This window comes from Lysinibacillus capsici, assembly GCF_020217405.1.
Taxonomy (GTDB): Bacteria; Bacillota; Bacilli; order Bacillales_A; family Planococcaceae; genus Lysinibacillus; species Lysinibacillus capsici.
The window spans coordinates 2,700,284-2,721,584 of record NZ_CP084108.1 but is presented as its reverse complement, the minus strand read 5'-3'; the positions used below and the strand labels follow the sequence as shown (position 1 = coordinate 2,721,584).

Genomic DNA, 21,301 nt, shown 5'->3' with positions numbered 1-21,301 from the left:
AATCGTCTACTCAGGACGAATGCAAAGCTCTTTTTTATTTAAATAAATTGATAGTTGTAATAATAATAGGAATTCCAAATACGTCAATTAAAAATGCGCCAACAATCGGTACGACAAGAAAGGCTTTTTTAGAAGGCCCGAAGCGTTGCACAACGGCTGACATATTGGCCATGGCATTTGGTGTTGCGCCTAGACCATGTCCTGCAAAACCTGCTACCATAACAGCAGCATCGTAGTTTTTGCCAAGTAATTTAAATAACACAAAAATACTAAATACAACAATAAAGAATACTTGCGCAAAAACAATGATGAATAATGGTAGTGCCAAATCAGCAATTTCCCATAATTTAATACTCATGAGTGCCATGGAAAGGAATACACCTAATGTGACATCTCCAATTAATGAGATGCTTTTCATATTAATGGCTTCAGGTTTGAATTTATCCATAATATTGCGCACTAATACAGCCACAAACATTGCTCCTACATAGCCGGGTAGAACGAAACCTGTTGCTTCAGAGAATAGTGTGCCGACATACGTACCAACAGCCATACAGAAAGTAATTAATAAGACTTGTGTAAAGAACGAATCCGATGTAATTTGCTCATGTTTATTTTCATATTGGACTTCTTCTGATTCTTGTTCATCTGGTGTTAAATTATATTTACCTATTAAATATTTGACAATTGGTCCACCAATTAAGCCACCAGCAACTAGACCACATGTTGCGGCTGCAGCACCAATTGTCATAGCTGAAGAAATCCCTAAATCTTCTAAGGTTTGGCCAAATGCAGCTGCAGCGCCATGACCACCCTCCATAGAAACGGTACCCGCCATCATACCGATTAACGGATGAATCCCCATAAGTGAGGCCAGGGATACCCCAATGACATTTTGCATTAACGCTAGGAAGCCACATGCTAGCCAGTAAATAATCAGTAATTTACCCCCGAGCTTTACAAGTTTAAAGCTTGCACCTAAGCCAATTGTCGTAAAGAAAGTAATCATAAATAAGCTTTGTAAAGAAGTATCAAGTGATATTTCTAAAATACCCGTTGTTTTTAAGATGGTAGCAAGAGCAGCGAACAATAAACCCCCAACCACTGGTGCTGGGATACAGAATCGCTTTAAAAGGCCTATTTTATTGATAAGAAAGCTTCCTAATGCAAAGAGTGCAACAGCTAGGAATACCGTTGTAATTTGATTAATTTCGATCATGAACCTTGCCCCCTAAGTAAGTTGTTCAGTGCCTCATACACAAAATAGGCCCCTAATTTCACTGTACATCCGTTTTCATCTAATAACGGATTGACCTCACATATATCAAATGAATGGGTGTGAGGGTGTGAAGTGACTTGTTGCAAAATGGAGCGCACAGTCGATGGGTCAAGCCCAAACGGTGATGGAGCACTTACACCTGGAGCAAATGCTGCATTCAATACATCCATACATAATGTTAAAAGAATATAATCATGCTTATCCATAAAATGTTGTAATGCATCCGTTAATTGTTGTTGGTAGGCTACCGTCATTTGATCCTCATAAACATACTTCACGTTCAATTCATCAGCTTTTTCGAAAAGTTCTCTTGTATTGCCGTAGCGTTGAATACCAACAACAAAATAGTCAGCGTGTGGATCCTGCTCTAAAATTTGACGGAACATCGTACCTGACGAAGGTTGTTCATCATATGGTCGTAAATCAAAGTGAGCATCTATATTGATGATGCCGATTTTAGCTTCCTTTGGTAGAGCAGAACGAACACCTAAATAATGGCCATACAGCGTTTCATGCCCGCCACCTAGCACCACACATGATATGTTTTTTTGTAGTACTGTTGCTACGACTTCACCAAGCTCACGTTGCGCCTCCTCTAAAGCATGGTTTAGACAAACGATATTGCCAACATCAATAATTTGCTGATCGTCCTCAAATGTCCACGGTAAGCTGGCTAAGCCTTCTCGTAGGGCGTTTGGACCATTTGCTGCCCCTACACGGCCTTGATTTCGACGTACCCCTTCATCGCAGATAAAACCAACAATAGCAGCACTTTTCTTATCTGAAGCGCTTACATCATTAATCGCAACTCTTTTTACTTGTTGATGTAAACGAAAGCTGCTTGTATTTGTCGTTGAATCTATTCGACCTTTCCATTGTTTTTGATCTGTCATTGTGTACATAAATTTATCAACCCCATTGTGAATATTATTGTAGAAAAAGTATTGTTGTAATTCATTATATATTCACATAATTATAATTACTAATATATAATTAATATTAATCTATAGCTTTTAACTATAAATCTGGGAGGTATCTATAGGTGGACATTAAACAATTACACTATTTTATCGCTGTTTCAGAACAGATGAATTTCTCAAAAGCCGCAGAAAGACTGCATATTTCGCAGCCTTCGTTAAGTAATGCGATCAAAAAATTAGAACAAGAGATTGGCTCCCCCTTATTAGAGAGAAATACTAGAAATCTGCAATTAACAGAAGCTGGAGAGTTACTTTTTGAACGAGCAAAAATTATTGTAAAAAATATGGAAGTGCTAAAAATCGAAATGGATGAAGTGATTGTTCATGGCACGAGGGACATCACCATTGGTGTCATGGAATCTATTAAGTATTGGCTGCCAAAGGTAATCGCCAACTATAAAAAAGACTATCCTCACATGAAAATTCACTTAGTCGATATTTTAGGTAGTAAGCGAGTGAAAAAATCCTTGAAAAGCTATAAAACTCATTTAATCATCACCAATCAGCTAATGGATGATCCAGAGTTGGAAGTTCAAACTTTATATGAAGAACGGTTGGTCGCAGTATTACCTTTACATCATCCGTTAGCCCAAAAGGATACTTTAACCATTTCAGATATTTGTGAAGAACCATTTATTATCAGTACCGAGGGCTTTCAAACAAGACGAGATATCTTAACGTCATTTGAACAGGCTGGTAAAAGCATCAATATCCAATTTGAAATTGAGCGTTTTGAAACCGCTGTATCGCTTGTACGAGAACATTTAGGAGTGACCATATTACCTGAAAATTACTTGCAAGGACCGACTGCCAAAACGATTGTAAAAAAAGAAATAGAGGGTCTGAATTTAAGTCGCAATGTCTATCTAGTGTACTTAAAAAACCGTCATTTACCATTAGCCATCCGACAATTACTGAAGGATATCGTACAGTTTTTTGAAAATAAATGATGTCAGTTCATAGTAATGAATTTTCTCTTTTGTTAGAAAATTCAAAAATAGAACATTGCTTTACTAGAAAAATAGCGGTAACATTTATTGTAAGAATGAAAATGAACATTCATTCATTTTGCGAAGTTCAAGCAAAGGGGGTATCTTCTAATGAATTTTTCCTATAGTGAAAAAGTTGAGAAGTTACAGGACAAGCTGAAGAATTTTATGGCGCAATACATTTATCCAAATGAAGCCGTTTATGCTGCACAGGTTGAGGCAATGGAGGATCGTTGGGGAGCGATTCCACCGATTATGGAGGAGCTGAAGCAGAAGGCACAACAGGCAGGTTTGTGGAATTTATTTTTACCAGATAGTGAATATGGGGCAGGTTTAACCAACTTAGAATATGCACCTTTATGTGAAATCATGGGCCGCTCACTTCTGGCCCCCGAAGTGTTTAACTGTAATGCACCTGACACAGGCAATATGGAAGTACTTGTACGCTATGGATCGGCACAGCAAAAAAAACAGTGGCTTGAACCATTATTACGAGGCGAAATACGGTCCTGCTTTGCGATGACGGAGCCAGCCGTTGCATCCAGTGATGCTACAAATATTGAGGCAAGCATTGAACGCGATGGAGAAGAATACATTTTAAATGGCCATAAATGGTGGACAACTGGTGCTGGGGATCCTCGCTGTAGGGTGGCTATTTTTATGGGCAAGCATAAAGATACAACGGCCCCTATCCACGAGCAACAGTCTATGATTCTCGTACCGATGGACACACCAGGGGTAAAAGTAGAGCGTATGCTAACGGCTTTTGGCTACGATCATGCACCAGAGGGACATGGTGAGGTTACATTTACCAATGTGCGTGTACCGGTGGAAAATATTTTATGGGGTGAAGGAAAAGGCTTTGCCATTGCGCAAGGCAGACTAGGGCCAGGGAGAATTCATCACTGTATGCGTCTTATTGGTGCCGCAGAGCGTGCATTAGAGGAAATGTGTGTGCGTGTACAAGCACGGCAGGCATTTCATCGACCACTAGCAGATCAGGGGGTAATGCGGGAGCGCATTGCGGAATCTCGGATGGATATTGAGCAAGCAAGACTTTTAACATTGAAGGCTGCTTATATGATGGACACAGTAGGCAACAAAGAGGCAAAGGCTGAAATTGCTATGATTAAGGTAGTTGCTCCAAATATGGCACTCAGAGTCATTGATCGAGCTATCCAAGCATTTGGTGCTGCTGGCGTAGGGCCAGATACTACGCTTGCTGCACAATGGGCTAATTCTCGTACATTACGTTTAGCGGATGGACCGGATGAGGTGCATCGTAATACCATTGCTAAACTAGAATTGAAAAAGCATGCCAACAAACAAGAGGAGCTGGTGAAATGACGGTCCTAGAGTTATTTAGCTTAAAAGGTAAAACAGCGATTGTGACTGGTGGCGGACGTGGACTCGGCGCACAAATTGCACAAGGATTTGCAGAGGCAGGAGCCAATGTGGTCTTATGCTCACGAAAGGTGGAGGCGTGTGAGGAGGTTGCCGCAGGACTTGAAAAGCTTGGTGTTCAAACATTAGCCCTAGCCTGTGATGTCACAAAGCCTGAGGATATTGCCAATGTGGTGGCCCAAACGATTACAACATTTGGTAGAATTGATATTTTAGTCAATAACAGTGGCGCATCATGGGGAACACCTGCCATTGATATGCCCTACGAAGCCTGGCAAAAAGTATTTGATGTCAATGTCAACGGAACATTTTTATTCAGCCAAGCCGTTGGCAAAATTATGTTAGAGCAGAAAAGCGGCAAAATCATTAATATTGCTTCTATTGCTGGACTAGGTGGTACGCTACCAGCCTTTATGGATACGATTGCCTATAACGCGAGTAAAGGGGCTGTCATTACTTTAACGAAGGATTTAGCTGTCAAATGGGGGCCACAGGGAGTCAATGTCAACGCCATTGCACCAGGTTTTTTCCCTACAAAAATGTCCAATGCCTTAATCGAACGTGGACAAGACTATTTGATGGGTGTTACACCGTTGAAACGATTAGGCTCCGAAAATGATTTAAAGGGCGTAGCTTTATTTTTAGCAGCACCAGCTTCGGACTATGTAACTGGGGATGTCATTGTAGTAGATGGGGGCATGAGCTCCATTATTTAAGGAGGGAAATAGAATGGATACGATGCAAGTAAGGTCAAGTGAACGTTTAGATGTTGATAAACTACATGCCTTTTTAGAGAGTTATTTTACTGAGCTTCCACAGGGGAAGCTTGAAATAGCACAATTTAGTGCAGGGCATTCCAATTTGACGTATTGTTTAAAAATAGCTGATTTTGAAGCTGTTCTACGTCGTCCTCCGCTTGGACCAGTTGCCAAAAAAGCGCATGATATGAAGCGGGAATTTACGATTTTATCGGCACTGCATCCATTTTTACCATCGGTTCCAAAACCATATGTCTATGTAGAGGATCGAGACATTATCGGTAGTGATTTCTTTTTAATGGAGCGCAAAAAAGGAATCGTCCTTGATACACATTTTCCAAAAGACACAGAACCAACAGAGGAGCTAGCACGTCAATTGTCCGAAATGATGGTTGATTCTTTAGTTGCATTACATGCTATTCCTTATCAGGACACACCATTAAAGGATATTGTGAAGCCTGACGGATTTCTTGAAAGACAGGTGCATGGCTGGATTGAGCGGTATGAACATGCGAAAACAGCAGAACATGCAGAAGTAGCGATGTTAACAGAGTGGTTAAAAAACAATCTTCCATCCAATCATGAGGCAACCATTATTCATTATGATTATAAATTGAATAATGCAATGTTTTCCGAGGACTATACCGAAATGATTGGCCTTTTTGATTGGGAGATGGCAACAGTAGGGGACCCACTTGCTGATGTTGGTGTAGCAATGAGTTATTGGATGCAAGCGGATGACCCGAAAATGCTATTATATGCACTTGGTGAACCACCAGTAACTGTATTACCAGGCTTTTATACCCGACAGCAATTTATTGATCGTTATGCGGAGAAGAGTGGGCGAGATGTGTCAGCTATTCATTATTACTGCACATTAGCTTATTTCAAATTAGCCGTTATTTGTCAGCAAATCTATTATCGCTATGTTAAAGGGCAAACGCAGGATGATCGCTTTGCTCAGATGGATAAAATGGTCGCTGCCCTCATACAACAAGCTTCTAAATCAATATGATTTTATGGAAAAACGGTTACTTTTAACAAAGTAGCTGTTTTTTATCGCTCAGTATAACAGATTATCCGACATTAATTAATGTAATTATTTATGCCAACTCGCTCAAAATTTACTCAAAAAACATAATAAATCACGTACAAGAAATTAAAAGATGGGGAACGTTTGTTCTTTTGGTCAGGAGTGTTAATCAATAATAATTTGTTGTTTTTCGATAAAAAATAATTGACTTATAATAAAAATAACGCTATCATCAATACCCACAAGGATTTAATAATATGGAGGAAGAAATATTGAAAAAATATTTACTTGCCACAATTCCGATGATCATGGGGATTGTATGTTTATTTATAAAAGGCCTTATAGGAGATGAGATACTAGCAGATGGGACGATAGTAGAGAAGAACTTCTTTTTAATACCATTGAGCTATTTATTTATCTTTAGCGGCATACTTACATTCTTGATTATGGCGTTATCTTCTACATTCAAAAAGCAAACTTCCGGATCATAATGCTAAAAACAGGCCCTGAATAGGAGCCTGTTTTTTTATAACCATGTTTGATCTAGCTTATCACTGTAGTAGTGAATAGCTTTTTTATAATCTTGAATGCCTTGATGATTGGCTGTGCGTAATATCGTGTTCAATAATGTTTCCATTGATTTTGCATGTTCACCAAGATTATAGAGTGTCATGGCATAGAAGACCTTGATATGCTCAGCCTTGGGGAACTCGTGAATGGCTTGTTCAAAGATCCGTTTTGCTTGCTCGTATTGTCCTATAGTCCGATAGGTGCTCCCTAAACCAAGGTAGGCATCCACTAAAACTTCTGGTTCTAGCCCCAACTTTATCGCTTCTTCATAATGCGGAACTGCCTCTTTTTCCTGCCCTAAAGAATCAAATGTCCAAGCACATTGAAATTGATAATAAGCATTTTGAGGCTGTTCCTTGACCAGTGCCACCATACATTGATTTGCTTCCTCAAGCTGTCCGTTTTTTCTTAATGTAAGTACGTGTTCTAATTGTTTGTCCATTATATGTAACCTCATCTTTACTTAAGTAACTTACCATTCATAAAAACAATCTTCTATCAGCAACTCAAATCAATCAGCTATTCGCTTAATTCTCCACAATCATAATCGCAAATAAAAACATGGCCTGATGGCTCGATGAAAATGGGATTACCCCCAGCATCCATTGAATTAACATAGCTAGTTTCTAAAATATTTGGAGATAGGAACTCTTTATATTGTTGACGAAAATCCATTGTTAAATCGACAACGGTTTCGTTTCCTAGACTTGAGCCATTAGAAAAAGCATAGATTGCTATACCTGCATATGTCCCACCAAACGTTTCAATGAACGCTACATAATCGCTGTGAAACTGTACATGAAGTTGTTGCTGTGCCTCTATTATTTCTCTTTGACTTGCAGGTTTACCCACTAACGTTTGATGCTTCTCATTAAATAAAAATGACCGCGAACGCTTTATTAGATCTTCCTTCATAGACATTCTCCTTTTATTCAGTATACACGATCCTTCATTGCTAGGAATCTTTGGGAATGATATTGTTAATGTAAATAATAACATTTACTGGGGTGATAGAATGCTAGAGCGTTCAATGGAAAAAACACGGGGAAACCAAAAGGGAAGGGAGTGAAGATACAAAAATAGAAAAGAGGATGAAGATCATGAAATATCAAAAACTTATGTGTGATGGATTTGAATTAAACTATTGTATAAAGGGGCAAGGCCAACCAATTTTAGTGGTGGGGAGTAGTGTTTATTATCCACGTCTGTTCTCAGAAGGCTTTTACCAACATTTCCAGGTAATTTTTTTAGATCATCGAGGTTTTGGTAAGCCAGCTCAAGCATTTACGCAAGAAGATTATACATTGGACAAAATAGTGAAGGATATGGAGTATGCAAGGCAAATCCTACAGCTAGATGATTTGATTGTTTTAGGACATTCAGGCCATGCATTTATGGCAATGGCGTATGCCAAAGCTTATCCCCAGCATGTTCAAAAACTCGTACTATTAAATACAGCAACATCGAATAGTCAAGAAAGACAGCAGCAAAGCTTGTCTTATTTTGAGGCACATGCAAGTATGGAGCGTAAACATCAATTTGCGCACGATATAGCCTTATTGGAGCAGGATCTAAAGAAGGAGCCTGAACGACGCTTTGTTCATATGTGTATTCGTATGGGGGCACATAGCTTTTATGATTTTATGTTCAATGCTACCTCTATGTGGGATAACGTTCATCCGAATATGGAAATTATTGATTATCTATGGGGAGTAGCTTTTGCGGAGCAGAACCTTTTACAACAAATGCTACAAGTTAACAAGCCAATTTTTGTAGGTCTAGGCAAGTATGATTATTTAGTAGCCCCTATCTCATTATGGGATGCAGTAGATCATATTCCCCATGTAAAGAAAGTCATTTTTGAAAAAAGTGGTCATAATCCTATGTTTGAAGAACCTGTATGTTTTAATGAACAGCTAATTCAATGGATAAACGAAGTGTAGTCGAATGGCTGGTTATGCTGTATAGCAATTAACCAGCCTATTTTAATAATGAAAAGAGAAAAGCCAGAGTATCAACTACCTCAACAAGTTTTACGTATTGCGTCAATGTTTTGACAGTCCATAATGACAGGCCGTGCCCTATCATCGATTTGAAGGAAGTACCCGCAGCAGCTTTGCGGAAGAAGATAAATAAAGTATAGTCCTAGAAATTGGCTGCCATCTGAGAGGTATACATCTACTAAAGTCCCTGGTTCAAAACATTCTAAGTGACTACAAATACAGCTTTGACAATGCTTTTTAACTTGATTTTGTTTCTGATATTTTTTTTCAATTTGGGGACTATTATAATATTTTATTTTATAAGAATCTTCCTCAATAATAGGATGATCTACGCTGGGAGAGTGACCAAAGTAAACATTCTTTGATTCACAATAGCATTTAGAAAATTTATGATAATTGTTAAATTCCCAATTCATTCGTGTTAAATATCTGTTTCCATCCATTTCTAAAACGCTCCTTTATGATTATAATGTCATGCTAGCATGAGTCATCTATTTCTAGTCTATGTGAAAGAGCCCTTTAGGAGATGGTAAAATGTCCATTTATCTGTACAATATAAGAAAAGGCTAAACTCATTAGTAGAGTTTAGTCTTTCAAGTCGTAATCGCCATTCAATAAGCCGTATATCTCTAAATCAACAACACCCTTGCCAGACCATAATGAAGCTTGTCTCAAAAGACCTTCTTTTAAAAATCCATTTTTTAATAGAACCTTTTTCGAGGCTTCATTTAAAGGCATGACTTCTGCCTGTATTCGATTAACGTTTACCTCTTCCAATAAAAATTCTACGATTGTTGCAACTGCCTCTGATGCAATGCCTTTTCCCCAGGATGCTTCAGCTAAATAGTAACCAATTGTTACCATATTTACTTTTTGATTAAAGTCCATCGCTTCGATAATCCCTACTAGTTTTTCACTTTGTGATTTTTCGAAGATCCCCCATTTAATCCTGCTTTTCTTTGTATAATCACGTTCAAAATGGCCAATCATTTTTTGAACGGTTTGAAGATTGTGTTTTGGGATGATGCCACAATACTCAAATACCTTGTCATTATCATAAATAGCAAATAGCTCTTGTATATGTGATTCTTCTATTTTTTTTAATTGTAAATTAGCTGAATGTAAGGTTGGGAATTGCTTAAATACTTTCTCAATATTCATCGACCTTGCTCCTTTATTATTCTTTAATGGGAATGTAGATTTTCATTTTCATCTCATGTGGATAAATAGATTGCATGACATCGGTTATTTCAACATCAGGACCCGTATCGCGCTCATAATTTGAATTTGGCAACCATACGCCGTAAATGAAACGTCTTGTATTTTGAATTCCTTCCGCAGTGCCATTCAATGTAAACTCTGCATATTTACCAGCAGGAATTTCTATGTGGGTGAAGCCTTTCTCTAATTGCTCCTCAAAGATTTCGACTTCCTCTCCTACAATAAAGGAAAACCGGCCATCCTCCTGAAAGTTTGTAGAAATGCCATACGCCATATTAGGGGCTACCTTATATGAGATTCGCTCATAGTATTGCTGCTGACCAAAATCCAAATAAAAGCCTGGGATTTCTGCATAGAACTGTTCGTCTTGTAAGGACGTTTTGTATTCATAGCCTGTAATACGTTTTTTAGATAAGTGAAGTATTTCTGGTCGTTGCATAGGGAGTTCTCCTTCCAGTTTATAATCCAAAAAGTTCATTTTGGTTTGAAATGGTATGGAGTTCGCTCCTTTTCGGTATTTAGCAGGTGTGACACCAAAATACTGAACAAATGCCCGTGTAAATGCCTCCTGAGAACCATATTGAAAGTTGATTGCAATGTCAAGTATATTTTGCGTTGTTGTTGCTAATAAGGAAGCTGCTTCAGAAAGTCTCCTGTTGCGAATATACTGCTGCACAGAAAAACCTGTAATGGCTTGGAAAAGTCGTTGGAAATGAAATGCTGAAAAGTAAGACTGAGAAGAAATATCTGTAATCGTTAACTTTTCATGTAGGTTTTTCTCAATAAACTCTATGGCGTTTTGAATTCTTTCAAAATAATCCATACCATCATCCTTTCTTAACTCAATGGTACCGTTGAATAGGAAGGGTTTTTTGATAATTTGTGCTAATTTGTACATTAAATTGTACTATATAGGAAATCAATAGAAACCTTGATTAAAACAATAAATAAATGTATAATTTAACTAAATTTACAAGAAAGTGAGTGATAGATAATGATAGTCAGCTCTGTTTTCCCATTGAATATAATAAAGGTGCGGGAGAATAAATAGATTAGTTGATTTCTTCCGCAAACAATCGGAGGAGAAAATATGTACAAAAATTACGGACCGTTAAGCACAGCACTTTATGATTTTACAAAACCAGTTGGATACTCGCTTGGTGGAGATATTGAATATTATCTAGAACGTCTGCAAGGTGTAAAGGGGAAGATTTTAGAAGCAGGGGTTGGTTCTGGACGTTTCTATATTCCTTTCATGGAAAAAGGGTTTGATATAGAAGGAATTGATCATTCCCCAGAAATGCTAGCATCCTGTCGAAAAAGATGCCAAGAACGAGGATTGACGCCAGCGCTGTATGAGGGAAATATTTGCCAATTCACCTTAGGTCAACAATACGAAGCCATTGTTATGCCTACAGGCTCATTTTGTTTAATTGAAAATCATCAAGAAGCACTATCAGCATTAACCTCTATGTATCAGCACCTTGTCCCTGGTGGGAGACTCCTAGTAGATTTATTACTTCCTACAGACTGGAAAACAGGAGAAATTACGACATTTTACCATCAAATTTCACAAGATGAAGGAATTGCCCTTGAAAGAAAATCGATTGCCATGAATTGGGTGGAGCAATATACGTTGATGGTTTTAAAATATGAGAAGTGGCAACAAGGTACATTAAGTGATACGGAACTGCAAAAGTTTTTATTACGCTGGTATGGGCTTGAGGAATTTAAGCTCCTATTACAAAGTGTTGGCTTCTCTGCAATAACTTGTTCTGCGCATTATAAGTTCCTTCAACAACCAACTGAAGAAACGTCACTCATAACGTTTGAAGCGGTACGTTAATTAAAATGACCAGTACTCCTTAAAAGAGTACTGGTCATTTTTACGAATTAGTCAAGCTTTAATTTTGTTGCAGTTCCTATTCCTTTTGTATGCACATCGACTTCAATTTGAACTTCAAGATCAGGATAGAGGGTTAGCCAGTTCTTTTTAATTTTATTCCATGCTTGATAGTCCTCTCGGTATAGTACATTGCTAAATTTTAATAAATCGGCTTGATAGGTTTGTTGAATCGTTTGAAGTGTACGTTCTAACCGTTCCTTGATTTGTCTGCTCGTTTCTTTATTTAAAGCATCGATGGTTTTTGATTTTGTTAAATCCAATGGGCAACTTATCTCTGCAACGTTTTGCTCAATCTCGAGTTTGATGGAAATCGAAGGTATACCATTTTGAAAATGACCTGTCATTTTAGTAGAAGAATTAATAATTTCTGTTGAGATTTTCCCTTCTTCAGGACAAGCAATAATTTCAAATGTACTTTTTATATTATTATTTAAAAAATTATAGTCTCTGCTTTCTTGTTCTGTTAAATAGCCGATGAGTTTATAATTTTTAAAAATAGCCAGTCCACCATATTTTAATTGTGCAGGGCTATCAATTTTTTCTATATTCGAGCTAAAATCTCCAGCATCCGCATCACCATGTATATGAATAGAGGGTAAGACGGCACTATGATCAATACTGCCTAAAGATTGGATTAAATCATCAAGAATAACAGATTCTGTTGTCCCCCATACTGCTTCAGAAACCTTTAATGATTTAAACATTTTGCTAGCAGGCACATCCTCTAAAGGGGTTAAAACACTTAATATTTCTTGTGCAGTAAAATCATGAGAAACAATAAAGTTAAAATCACTTCGTCCTTCTGGGTCTCTTTGAAATAAATCTAAAACGCTATTCATACCTTCCTTAGCCATTTCTTCACCAATAATAATAATTTGGGCATGCGCATAATAAGGCTTTCTAGGTGTTAGCGCTGTTAATTTTCGAATGGCATCAAATAAAGATTTCCCTTTAGCATGGTAGGTAAAAACAGGGACTTGAATGCCAGTTGCTTTGTTCGAAGCCACTTGACTTGGATTAACAATCTGAACAGAAATTTCGAATAGCTCGTCCGATTTATCCACTCCAACAGCCGTAACAATAGCTAGTTCGTTTAACTCCCGCTTATTCCAGCATCCACCTAATAAAAGAAGTACTGACAGCAATAGGATGAATGATACCTTGTGTTTGATGGTGGACACCTCCTCTAGGTAAAGAAGACATTTCCGATACTATTAAGGATAAGCAAAAGACAGACAAAATAATCAATAATAGAAATCTCAATGTATCTTTTTAAAGGAGAATAAAATGAAGAACACAAACTGTGAAAGGGAGGTAAGAAAAATGAAGCAATCTTTATTTAAAGGTGTAGAGGCCATTTTTATTCCAATAAAAGATCCCAAATTATCGGCTAAATGGTATGAGGAAATACTTGGATTTAAGCTTCTATATATAGAAGCGGGCGCAGCAGTTATGAAGATTACTGAACAATCTCCGATGGTCATTTGCTTAGTAAAAGCTAAGGAGCATCAGCCATGTCATTTTCCAGACAATCACTTTGGTGTGGGGAAATATGTGAATTTCCTCTCTCGAAATATTGAAGAGACTTATTTATTTCTAGTGGAACATCATGTTCAAGTCGAGGCTTTAGAAGGAGAAGGGGACACCAAATTTTTTACCTTCTATGACCCTGATGGGAATCCTTTAGGTGTTTGTCAATCATTATAAGCGGGTCACTGCGTTAACAGTGACCCTAGTAACAAATCTAGGAGGTGTAAGGCTAATTAGCTTTACACTACTATAGTATACTAATTCTCTATATTGAAATAGTTAATTGCCTGGGTAATAAAAAGAAAATTTAGAATTTTGAAAAATTAAATAGGGTGAACCTATTTTTTAACAATATGCATGTAATGGATAGTTTCAAAAGCACACAAGTAATCTGTTCGATTTTGAAAATACAGCTCTTGAATCGCTGTAGGAGATAGATGTTCATATATAAGCAAATCTAATCGATCTAGCATCTTCTCCATGTCCTCATAAGCATAGCATGATTTCATTGGTTCACCACCAAGTGCGGCCATTTTGACCATGTTTTCTACTCTATTGGAGAGTCCTTTTTCCGTGAAGAGAGATTCATCAGCATAATCCAAAACAATGGAACTACCTGCTGGAACTAAGGCAAATAGATGATTGAGTAAACTTGCTAATTCATCTTTTGTTAAATAATAAGAAACACCTAATAGACTAAAAAATGTTTTTTTTGATTGGAAGCCTTGCTCTGAAAATAATTGAGATTGAAATTGCTTTGTAAAATCCATCGGTACAAAATGCAAATGATTCAAGAGGGGGAGAGAAGCTTCCTGTAATCTTCTCATTTTCGATGCCTGCGTAATGGGATAATCCACCTCAAAAATTTCTAGCCTGGTTTGTCCTTGTTGCTGACGATACGGAAAAGTATCGAAGCCAGCACCTAAGATGACATATTGCTCGACACCAAGCTGTATTTCGCTATGCAAGACTCTTTCACAATAAGCAGCACGTGCCAAAGGAGTTGGTGAGAGTTGAACTTGTGTAATCCATTTTATTAATTCCTTTGAATTGTCTTTAAACTTTGTAGCGATATCTTTATTAAAAAATTCAACGTCTTGTATCATAGTAGCTTGAATATTTTCATATTCTTCTTGTGAAATCAATTCTTTGGCTATATTATCATCAACAATTTTTGGTGTATCAAATTGGCTATGGTAGGCTCTACTAAAGGCAGCCACTAATGAAGTGATACTAGACTCCTGTTGATTCATACCAACACTCCTTAACAAAAAATAGGATTCCCCTGGCCAGGAGAATCCTATTATATATAATATTTATTTAAATGTAAATTTTAGCATAAAAACATTTTTTTGTCAAGCTTTAGATACTGAGAAAGAGGAGTAATATGAAAAAATTTATAATAGCCTTATCTTTACTCTTAGCAGTAATTGTTAGTGGTATGCTCATTATATGGAAAGAGCAAAGCTATTCTGCTACAGATCTGTTGGAAAATGCTAATTTTCAAGTGGAGAATGCCACTATAACGCTCCATCGTATAGATACAGATAAAGAAGATATCTTTTCTGAAATGAAAATATCAAAAGAAACACAGCAAGAATTGATACAGTCTTTCCAACATGCAACATTCAAAAAAACAACTATAAAAACTATTGATTACGATTATCGAATGACAATTTCACTCAATACAAGCTACCCGATGTTCATTGATTCTAAAAATAAAATATTGGTTCTCCTTAACACAAATGAAAGCTTTGAGCTGATAAAAGATAATGCTTTTTTTAGTCTTTTAGAAAAAGCAACGGAAGATTCACAGAATTAGTTAGTATCCAACACAAGCTAAATAAGTAGGGATACAGCATAGATATTCCCTGTGAATGATGAGATGAACCAACTGGGAATGGTGAATTTCACACCTCCTTTTGTAGTGACCATTCTGATGAAGAACTCGGTATCTGATATGATGTGAAAATAAAGGCACACAACAATTTAACTGGAGTGACACGGGTTCGGAGGGGAAAATATGGGCTAAAGGTATTGTAGTTGCTGAAGAACAAATATCTTTACAGGAAAAAGAAGCCTATACGAGTCAGAGGGAGCGTGTGCTATGTCAATTAGTATGGTAGATGGAGCTGACGGCGTGTTTGATTTTGCCATTTAATTAGTAACGTAAAAAATTTTTAAGAATGTGTAACTTTTTAAAACATCAGCCGTCTAACTCATCAGTAGAATACAAAGAACTAAAGCAAACTAGTAACATTCACTTTTCACAAAAGGGCCAGGATTCACATTTTTTCGTGTTTCCTGGTCTTTTTGTGGTGGTGGTCCTATATTTTAAAGAAAAAATAAAGAATTTATGAAACCTTTAGCCTGTTCATTCGTATTGTAATTTGAATCTAAAGCTAGACAAGATTTAGTAAGATTCACTTTCACTTAAAAGACTAGAGCTTACATCCTTATGTGAGAATCTAGTCTTTTTTGTATGGTTGTTCAGATATTGTTCAGTATAATATGTTAATCTATGAAAGAAGATTTTTCATAGTCTTCAACCTAAACGCAAAATGACGTTCTCTTTAAAAGAGTGACTGGTCTTTTTGTTTAATGTTCCTTTAGCAGACTGTGCTTCTTCAGCATGTTTTATTAATAGCACGAAAAAGTTATAAAAGGGAGAAATTAATTTAAGTATAGTTGCTTCACCTATCATAGTTAAGATCATAGAGACCTATATGTTTGTAATAGAGATGTCTAGCTTGTATTGCTTTCGGTATCACCATGCGAGAATAAAGAAGTAAATTTCATTAATTATTCAGTTAGAGTAGGGGGAGCATTGTTATCAATTTCAGTTTGTAGAAACATAATTTAAATTATGTGAAAATAGCAAACAGTCATCCACCTATTCAATGGGGCTGTCATTGGTAAATGACCATGTGTCATTAGCAAAGGTTAGTCATTTATGAGATTTCATTATTTCTTTTTTAATGAAAGTAAGAAAACTATAAAATTTGATAGAATGATTTATTTTCTCGAAAAAGCATTAATTTCCCCTAAAATCCTATTGGAAAATATTTTAACTTGTTCAGCGCCTCAAGTTGTCGTAGTATTATAACGAATCAAAACTAAGTAAGTTAGTAAGATTCACTTTCACAATAAAACCAGATGCTCTCTTTTGGGGAGCACCTGGTTTTTTGTTTATATGTGATATTAGCGATACCCAATACATAAGCACACAGTGATTATTTTTTCTCTGCTGCAATGATTAAAAACATAGGTATCCGTAGTTCCTCCTACATGTCTGGAATATTTTTAGCATTTCCTCTGAAGGCATAGGTTCCTTCACCGTACTTATCGTATAGCTAGCTTGTATTAAGACATTCATATAAGTAGACAGTGTGCGATGGTATTTAATAACATTTTCGGTAAGGAAGGTTGTTTCCCGAATGCCTTCTGTCTGATAGTGATCAACTGCCCAATGCAGGCGGTTGCCATTCTCATCGTAGTATCAAGTCTGGCTTTCCTTAGTAAACAGTATCAAAAAAGCTATTTTCTCGCCTGAATCAATGTGAACCAACTTTTTCCATTTAGTGTGCCAGAAACTCTGTATATGGGTTGATAGAAATCTTTTGTATCGTACATATAAGAGAGCTCTATAAAATCGACAGTAAGTTGATCGCCTTTTTTTATCAATAGTTCTTCTTCCGTTACAAGTGCATTATATTTTATCTGTGGAAATTCGCCATTCTTAATTCGCTCATACACCTCTGCAGGTGACAAAATATTGACTTCACGGATTAATTGATGCTCATGAATATTATACGATAATGAATACATACTACCATCTGATTTCAAACCGAGCTCTACTTCACCAAGCCAATAATCTTGGTTCAATTCAGCTTGGTCAGGAAGCGTCCATTCAAATACGCCATTATCCAAAGCTGTAAACGCCCCATCTTTAGGAAGGAGAGAAAGCTCATCCATCATGCTCTTTGCCTTCTTCACGAGTGTTTCTTGCACAGCTAAAGAAGGTTGCACAGGCGTATAACGATTGTCTGTTAGCGACCAATTTCCCTCTGAATTAATAAATAACGTATACGGGTTCTCTGCTTTATCTTTTAATAAAAGCTCCCGATCACCACGAATATCCTGCCGACTTAACTCTGCTAAATCAAATTTCTTTTGCAATAAAGTCTCAACTTCATCTGTATGAATAATTTTTTTATACACGGGAGCAACGGTAGATGCTGTATGTAAATCTAATGAGGTGGTTACATCAACATCCGACATATTTGATTTTGTGTAGGCGTTAATGGCTAAATGACCAAATTCCTGTTGAGCGTAGACAATCATCATGCCAATAAAAATCAAACCCATCATGAGTGGAATGGCTAGGTTTCCGATCAAGCTTTTCACTTTTATTTTTTTATGCTGAACAATAGAAGATCCTAGTCTATATAACTGGTATCCAATAATCCCCCCAAGCGAGTTGTTGATTAAGTCATCAAGCTCGAAAATCCTTGCTCCTGTAAGTGTTTGATACGTTTCAATGGATAAGGTTGCAATCACCACTACAGGAAGAAGCCATTTAAACAGTTTGAATTTAGAGAAAAGTAAAGGTAAGAAAACGCCTAGCGGTACAAACATTAAAATGTTGAAAATACAATTTTGAAGATCACGTAACGAGTATTTCTTCCATGCATCTATATAGCCACTAAATGGTTGAAGATTCATTTGCATGAAATGGGAAGAACCGCGCCCAAAAATCGTTAGTTCACACACAAAAACAATATAGCCGATAAAGAGTGCTACAAGTATCAGTTGCTTAAAGTTTATTTTTTTTCGATTTGACTGTTGGTTTTTATGATAGAGGAAATAATAAAGTCCAATAAGTAAGAACTCAGCACCAATCATAAGGATGACTGGCAACATTAAAATCCGAATGTTATTCATAATATCTGTAACGCCCAAGACAAGATGCTCCTAACTATGTTAATCTATTGTCGACTTTTCTTATTGTAAATGGTAATTATTAATAATTATTGAGAAAAATTATGAAGATTTCTTAAGATTGTACGGCATATCTAATTGAAGGAAAGTGCTTATAGTAAATATGCTTTTATTTTCCGTAAAAAGGGGGGGGAACAGTTTGGGAATTATCAACAAAATTTGTGGAAAATGCACGTTTAGAGGCAAAGATAATCCTTACTGTTTCGAATTATCAGCATAATTTTATGGGCAATAAAGTATAGGTAGGCGTTTTTTATAAGACTTCCGTTGTATTGTCTTGTCAGTCCTTGTAATCAAAATTGACATAAACAATTGTCAGAAAATATCAATATACCCTATAATAAATAAAAAAGCTGAGAATAAGAGGTGAACTTATGGGGAAACCAGTAGATTACAATCTATTTCCGGGTTATCAAAACACACTTGACTCCAGACTTGATGAACGTAAGGAAGAATTTATTGAGGAACTAGAAAGAGCAAAAGTTGATGGACATATACTTGAATTTGAGAAAACACCAGAAGAATTGCCCCAATAGTAAGAGCAAAGCATCTTGAAAAGAGATGCTTTTTTCTTTTATTTGGAGCTTGTTTATATGTATGAATTGGGCATTTTACTTCAAGGACGCTTCCTTTTTAAGCGATAATAATTGAGAGAAATGTCAATAATCAAAAGGATGTAAAGTACACTAAATACATTTAAAGTTAACGAAGGCAGAGGGAGAATGACATCTCTAATCAATATTAACCAAATCGTGGTTGATATTAAAACAATCGCATCCAATACAATAACCATAGTATGTTTATGGGCTTTAAAAATAAAATTAAATACAATTAATCTTACTAAAATTGGTGTCGTGAAGAAGTAAAATGAATAGATCTGTGTAATTTCTTCTAGGCTCACATGCATCTTCCTTTGGTGGTATTTGTGTTAAATAAGCGGCGGCAAACAAAAATAGGACTATTAACAGTAGTCCTATTTTAAGAGTATAGCATATAAATGTCTATTTTTCCATTTTACGTAAATAGGCGAGCTGTCCAATATGATAGGCATTATGGGTAGCGGCATTAGATATGATAGCCCACCATTGCGCTTTCACAGGTAACCCATTTACGAGAGATAAAAGTTGCTCTTCCTCAATTAATTCTTGCCACTTAAGTAGGATATGTAATAATTTTTCTTTTAATTCATTGAAAGTTACCTCCTCTTTAACTAGAAACGTATTTGCATTATTTGTTTGCGAAGGGGCCTTCACTTGATTTTCTCGATACCGTATTTGCCAAATTTCATTCCAATAGATTAGATGTTGGACAATTTCAGCCATACTATGGCTAGAAGAATCGGGTTTCCAAAAGGCTTCTGCTTCAGATAGCCCTTCTACGACTTCAGAAAATGAGATATACCAACTTGGGTCATTTGCATTAGCTAAAAGTTGATCTAACAAAATGGTCTTAGCCTCCATCATTCACGTTTCCTTCCTAAAAGTATTTTTTGAATAGTATAACATTTTAAGTTTGAATGTACGGATAAAATACTAGTTTAGTGCAACAATAAAAAAGCTGCAGCTTATTAGAGCTACAGCAAATACAGATGAGAATTTTAACACTAGTCAGTTAAAACAGGTAAATCAGCTTCTATTTTCAGCTTTTTTCGATTCTTCTTTTTTACTTCTAAGTAGTAATGCCATGAATAAGAAGCTGGCCACCCAAAAGGCAAAGAATAAATTTTCTAGCAAAGCCCAATGACCATTTTTAATATAATTCCAAATGGTTGTAAATAAAAAAATGATGATAAAGAATGCGATATATAAGCATTTTCCGAATGTAGTCACTTCAAGCACCTCTATTATTAATCATCACACATAAGAAATAAAACCCTCTGTTCATTCATTATGGGTAATACACTAAAGGTTAGTGTGTGTAAATTTTGGTTACTTATACATCCACTGAAAAGATAGAAGGTAACACTTATCAAATAACAACTTTTTAATAAAATGTAAAAATTAGTGTATTTGCATTATGGTAGACTGAACATGAAGAAATAGATGGTAGGGAGGGAAATAGAGTGAGACAGTATGCCAACAAAGAAGAATTAATTAGTACGATTGACGAAAAGTATAAAAAATATATTGCCGAATTTAATGATATACCCGAAATCTTAAAAAATAAACGGATGAAAGAAGTTGATAAAACGCCGTCTGAAAATCTTTCTTATCAACTTGGATGGATAAATCTTTTGCTTCATTGGGAGCAAAAAGAACAAAAGGGAGAAGAAGTACATACACCTGCAGAAGGCTATAAATGGAATAATCTAAGTGGATTGTATAACTCTTTTTATAAACAATACGGAGAGTACTCTTTGAAGGAACAACAATCCATGCTGAATGAAGCTGTCAATCATTTATGTGAGTGGTTAAATACCCTTTCAGAAAAGGAGTTATTTGAAGTTGACCAAAGACGATGGGCAAAAACACAAGCTAATTGGCCTGTTTGGAAATGGGTTCATATTAACTCAGTTGCTCCATTTACAAATTTTAGAACCAAAATTCGTAAATGGAAGAAGATGAACCTTTAAAAAATTGAATGTTCCTTACTATAACAAACCAAACGAATTTACTTTAGCCTTCCAC

The 21,301-nt window shown here is 36.4% G+C and carries 22 protein-coding genes; 11 read left to right on the top strand and 11 right to left on the bottom strand.

Annotated features, from left to right (window positions below; translation table 11 throughout):
- Positions 1–34: 34 nt before the first annotated feature.
- Positions 35–1,219: a sodium/glutamate symporter gene (gltS, locus tag LCP48_RS13430; protein ID WP_004225070.1), complete on the bottom strand. Its 1,185-nt coding sequence runs from the start codon at positions 1,217–1,219 to the stop codon at positions 35–37.
- Entirely contained in the window at positions 1,216–2,181 is a 966-nt protein-coding gene (gene hutG / locus LCP48_RS13425) for a formimidoylglutamase (protein WP_004225071.1), read from the bottom strand. The genes gltS and hutG overlap by 4 nt, the downstream gene beginning before the upstream one ends.
- A gap of 140 nt (positions 2,182–2,321) precedes the next feature.
- Here hutG and LCP48_RS13420 point away from each other — a divergent pair, with 140 nt between their 5' ends.
- The 5 genes from LCP48_RS13420 to LCP48_RS13400 all read left to right on the top strand — a co-directional run bounded on the left by LCP48_RS13420 (position 2,322) and on the right by LCP48_RS13400 (position 6,934).
- Positions 2,322–3,209: a LysR family transcriptional regulator gene (locus LCP48_RS13420; RefSeq protein WP_004225073.1), complete on the top strand. Its 888-nt coding sequence runs from the start codon at positions 2,322–2,324 to the stop codon at positions 3,207–3,209.
- Positions 3,210–3,359: 150 nt separating this feature from the next.
- A complete protein-coding gene (locus tag LCP48_RS13415) occupies positions 3,360–4,595 on the top strand; it encodes an acyl-CoA dehydrogenase family protein (protein ID WP_004225074.1) in 1,236 nt (411 codons plus the stop codon).
- Positions 4,592–5,368 carry an SDR family oxidoreductase gene (locus tag LCP48_RS13410; RefSeq protein WP_004225075.1) on the top strand — a complete coding sequence of 259 codons (777 nt, stop codon included), beginning with the start codon at positions 4,592–4,594 and terminating at the stop codon, positions 5,366–5,368. The genes LCP48_RS13415 and LCP48_RS13410 overlap by 4 nt, the downstream gene beginning before the upstream one ends.
- A gap of 13 nt (positions 5,369–5,381) precedes the next feature.
- The gene (locus LCP48_RS13405; protein ID WP_004225077.1) at positions 5,382–6,425 is read left to right on the top strand and encodes a phosphotransferase family protein; all 1,044 of its coding nucleotides are present in this window, start codon (positions 5,382–5,384) and stop codon (positions 6,423–6,425) included.
- Between the two features lie 275 nt (positions 6,426–6,700).
- Positions 6,701–6,934 carry a DUF3955 domain-containing protein gene (locus tag LCP48_RS13400; RefSeq protein WP_009370370.1) on the top strand — a complete coding sequence of 78 codons (234 nt, stop codon included), beginning with the start codon at positions 6,701–6,703 and terminating at the stop codon, positions 6,932–6,934.
- Between the two features lie 35 nt (positions 6,935–6,969).
- On the opposite strand, the gene LCP48_RS13395 is transcribed toward LCP48_RS13400, so the two are convergent.
- A complete protein-coding gene (locus LCP48_RS13395; RefSeq protein ID WP_004225081.1) occupies positions 6,970–7,455 on the bottom strand; it encodes a tetratricopeptide repeat protein in 486 nt (161 codons plus the stop codon).
- Between the two features lie 77 nt (positions 7,456–7,532).
- Positions 7,533–7,928 (bottom strand): SMI1/KNR4 family protein, encoded by a 396-nt coding sequence (locus tag LCP48_RS13390; protein WP_009370371.1) that lies wholly within the window; start codon positions 7,926–7,928, stop codon positions 7,533–7,535.
- Between the two features lie 185 nt (positions 7,929–8,113).
- Here LCP48_RS13390 and LCP48_RS13385 point away from each other — a divergent pair, with 185 nt between their 5' ends.
- Positions 8,114–8,956, top strand: coding sequence for an alpha/beta fold hydrolase (locus LCP48_RS13385; protein ID WP_009370372.1), 843 nt, complete (start codon positions 8,114–8,116; stop codon positions 8,954–8,956).
- Between the two features lie 645 nt (positions 8,957–9,601).
- On the opposite strand, the gene LCP48_RS13380 is transcribed toward LCP48_RS13385, so the two are convergent.
- Together LCP48_RS13380 and LCP48_RS13375 are read right to left on the bottom strand one after the other, a co-directional pair.
- Complete coding sequence (locus LCP48_RS13380; protein WP_004225089.1) at positions 9,602–10,177, bottom strand: GNAT family N-acetyltransferase; 576 nt, start codon at positions 10,175–10,177, stop codon at positions 9,602–9,604.
- Between the two features lie 16 nt (positions 10,178–10,193).
- Positions 10,194–11,060 carry an AraC family transcriptional regulator gene (locus LCP48_RS13375; RefSeq protein ID WP_036218674.1) on the bottom strand — a complete coding sequence of 289 codons (867 nt, stop codon included), beginning with the start codon at positions 11,058–11,060 and terminating at the stop codon, positions 10,194–10,196.
- 267 nt (positions 11,061–11,327) lie between these two features.
- Between LCP48_RS13375 and LCP48_RS13370 the strand changes: the two genes are divergently transcribed.
- A complete protein-coding gene (locus LCP48_RS13370; RefSeq protein ID WP_225340277.1) occupies positions 11,328–12,083 on the top strand; it encodes a class I SAM-dependent methyltransferase in 756 nt (251 codons plus the stop codon).
- Positions 12,084–12,130: 47 nt separating this feature from the next.
- Here LCP48_RS13370 and LCP48_RS13365 read toward each other — a convergent pair whose 3' ends face one another.
- The gene (locus LCP48_RS13365) at positions 12,131–13,324 is read right to left on the bottom strand and encodes a Ger(x)C family spore germination protein (RefSeq protein ID WP_225340276.1); all 1,194 of its coding nucleotides are present in this window, start codon (positions 13,322–13,324) and stop codon (positions 12,131–12,133) included.
- A 142-nt stretch (positions 13,325–13,466) separates the two neighbouring features.
- Between LCP48_RS13365 and LCP48_RS13360 the strand changes: the two genes are divergently transcribed.
- Positions 13,467–13,850, top strand: coding sequence for a VOC family protein (locus LCP48_RS13360; protein WP_225340275.1), 384 nt, complete (start codon positions 13,467–13,469; stop codon positions 13,848–13,850).
- 161 nt (positions 13,851–14,011) lie between these two features.
- Here LCP48_RS13360 and LCP48_RS13355 read toward each other — a convergent pair whose 3' ends face one another.
- Positions 14,012–14,926, bottom strand: a complete 915-nt coding sequence (locus LCP48_RS13355) for a class I SAM-dependent methyltransferase (RefSeq protein ID WP_225340274.1) — start codon at positions 14,924–14,926, stop codon at positions 14,012–14,014.
- A gap of 134 nt (positions 14,927–15,060) precedes the next feature.
- Between LCP48_RS13355 and LCP48_RS13350 the strand changes: the two genes are divergently transcribed.
- Entirely contained in the window at positions 15,061–15,495 is a 435-nt protein-coding gene (locus tag LCP48_RS13350) for a hypothetical protein (RefSeq protein ID WP_004225096.1), read from the top strand.
- A 1,715-nt stretch (positions 15,496–17,210) separates the two neighbouring features.
- On the opposite strand, the gene LCP48_RS13340 is transcribed toward LCP48_RS13350, so the two are convergent.
- Complete coding sequence (locus LCP48_RS13340) at positions 17,211–18,635, bottom strand: VanZ family protein (protein ID WP_225340273.1); 1,425 nt, start codon at positions 18,633–18,635, stop codon at positions 17,211–17,213.
- Between the two features lie 413 nt (positions 18,636–19,048).
- On the opposite strand from LCP48_RS13340, the gene LCP48_RS13335 reads away from it, so the two are divergent.
- Positions 19,049–19,210, top strand: a complete 162-nt coding sequence (locus LCP48_RS13335; RefSeq protein WP_004225101.1) for a hypothetical protein — start codon at positions 19,049–19,051, stop codon at positions 19,208–19,210.
- A 465-nt stretch (positions 19,211–19,675) separates the two neighbouring features.
- On the opposite strand, the gene LCP48_RS13330 is transcribed toward LCP48_RS13335, so the two are convergent.
- Both LCP48_RS13330 and LCP48_RS13325 read right to left on the bottom strand, forming a co-directional pair.
- Positions 19,676–20,137 carry a DinB family protein gene (locus LCP48_RS13330; RefSeq protein ID WP_225340272.1) on the bottom strand — a complete coding sequence of 154 codons (462 nt, stop codon included), beginning with the start codon at positions 20,135–20,137 and terminating at the stop codon, positions 19,676–19,678.
- Between the two features lie 162 nt (positions 20,138–20,299).
- Positions 20,300–20,503, bottom strand: coding sequence for a hypothetical protein (locus LCP48_RS13325; protein ID WP_004225104.1), 204 nt, complete (start codon positions 20,501–20,503; stop codon positions 20,300–20,302).
- A 233-nt stretch (positions 20,504–20,736) separates the two neighbouring features.
- Between LCP48_RS13325 and LCP48_RS13320 the strand changes: the two genes are divergently transcribed.
- Positions 20,737–21,246, top strand: a complete 510-nt coding sequence (locus LCP48_RS13320) for a ClbS/DfsB family four-helix bundle protein (protein WP_004225105.1) — start codon at positions 20,737–20,739, stop codon at positions 21,244–21,246.
- The last annotated feature ends 55 nt before the right edge of the window (positions 21,247–21,301 follow it).

What these genes read in the sequence shown, in the direction of transcription:
- gltS (WP_004225070.1), bottom strand. Translation starts at nt 1,219, where the DNA reads ATGATCGAAATTAATCAAATTACAACGGTATTCCTAGCTGTTGCACTC.
- hutG (WP_004225071.1), bottom strand. Translation starts at nt 2,181, where the DNA reads ATGTACACAATGACAGATCAAAAACAATGGAAAGGTCGAATAGATTCA.
- LCP48_RS13415 (WP_004225074.1), top strand. Translation starts at nt 3,360, where the DNA reads ATGAATTTTTCCTATAGTGAAAAAGTTGAGAAGTTACAGGACAAGCTG.
- LCP48_RS13410 (WP_004225075.1), top strand. Translation starts at nt 4,592, where the DNA reads ATGACGGTCCTAGAGTTATTTAGCTTAAAAGGTAAAACAGCGATTGTG.
- LCP48_RS13405 (WP_004225077.1), top strand. Translation starts at nt 5,382, where the DNA reads ATGGATACGATGCAAGTAAGGTCAAGTGAACGTTTAGATGTTGATAAA.
- LCP48_RS13400 (WP_009370370.1), top strand. Translation starts at nt 6,701, where the DNA reads ATGGAGGAAGAAATATTGAAAAAATATTTACTTGCCACAATTCCGATG.
- LCP48_RS13395 (WP_004225081.1), bottom strand. Translation starts at nt 7,455, where the DNA reads ATGGACAAACAATTAGAACACGTACTTACATTAAGAAAAAACGGACAG.
- LCP48_RS13390 (WP_009370371.1), bottom strand. Translation starts at nt 7,928, where the DNA reads ATGAAGGAAGATCTAATAAAGCGTTCGCGGTCATTTTTATTTAATGAG.
- LCP48_RS13385 (WP_009370372.1), top strand. Translation starts at nt 8,114, where the DNA reads ATGAAATATCAAAAACTTATGTGTGATGGATTTGAATTAAACTATTGT.
- LCP48_RS13380 (WP_004225089.1), bottom strand. Translation starts at nt 10,177, where the DNA reads ATGAATATTGAGAAAGTATTTAAGCAATTCCCAACCTTACATTCAGCT.
- LCP48_RS13375 (WP_036218674.1), bottom strand. Translation starts at nt 11,060, where the DNA reads ATGGATTATTTTGAAAGAATTCAAAACGCCATAGAGTTTATTGAGAAA.
- LCP48_RS13370 (WP_225340277.1), top strand. Translation starts at nt 11,328, where the DNA reads ATGTACAAAAATTACGGACCGTTAAGCACAGCACTTTATGATTTTACA.
- LCP48_RS13360 (WP_225340275.1), top strand. Translation starts at nt 13,467, where the DNA reads ATGAAGCAATCTTTATTTAAAGGTGTAGAGGCCATTTTTATTCCAATA.
- LCP48_RS13355 (WP_225340274.1), bottom strand. Translation starts at nt 14,926, where the DNA reads ATGAATCAACAGGAGTCTAGTATCACTTCATTAGTGGCTGCCTTTAGT.
- LCP48_RS13350 (WP_004225096.1), top strand. Translation starts at nt 15,061, where the DNA reads ATGAAAAAATTTATAATAGCCTTATCTTTACTCTTAGCAGTAATTGTT.
- LCP48_RS13335 (WP_004225101.1), top strand. Translation starts at nt 19,049, where the DNA reads ATGGGGAAACCAGTAGATTACAATCTATTTCCGGGTTATCAAAACACA.
- LCP48_RS13330 (WP_225340272.1), bottom strand. Translation starts at nt 20,137, where the DNA reads ATGATGGAGGCTAAGACCATTTTGTTAGATCAACTTTTAGCTAATGCA.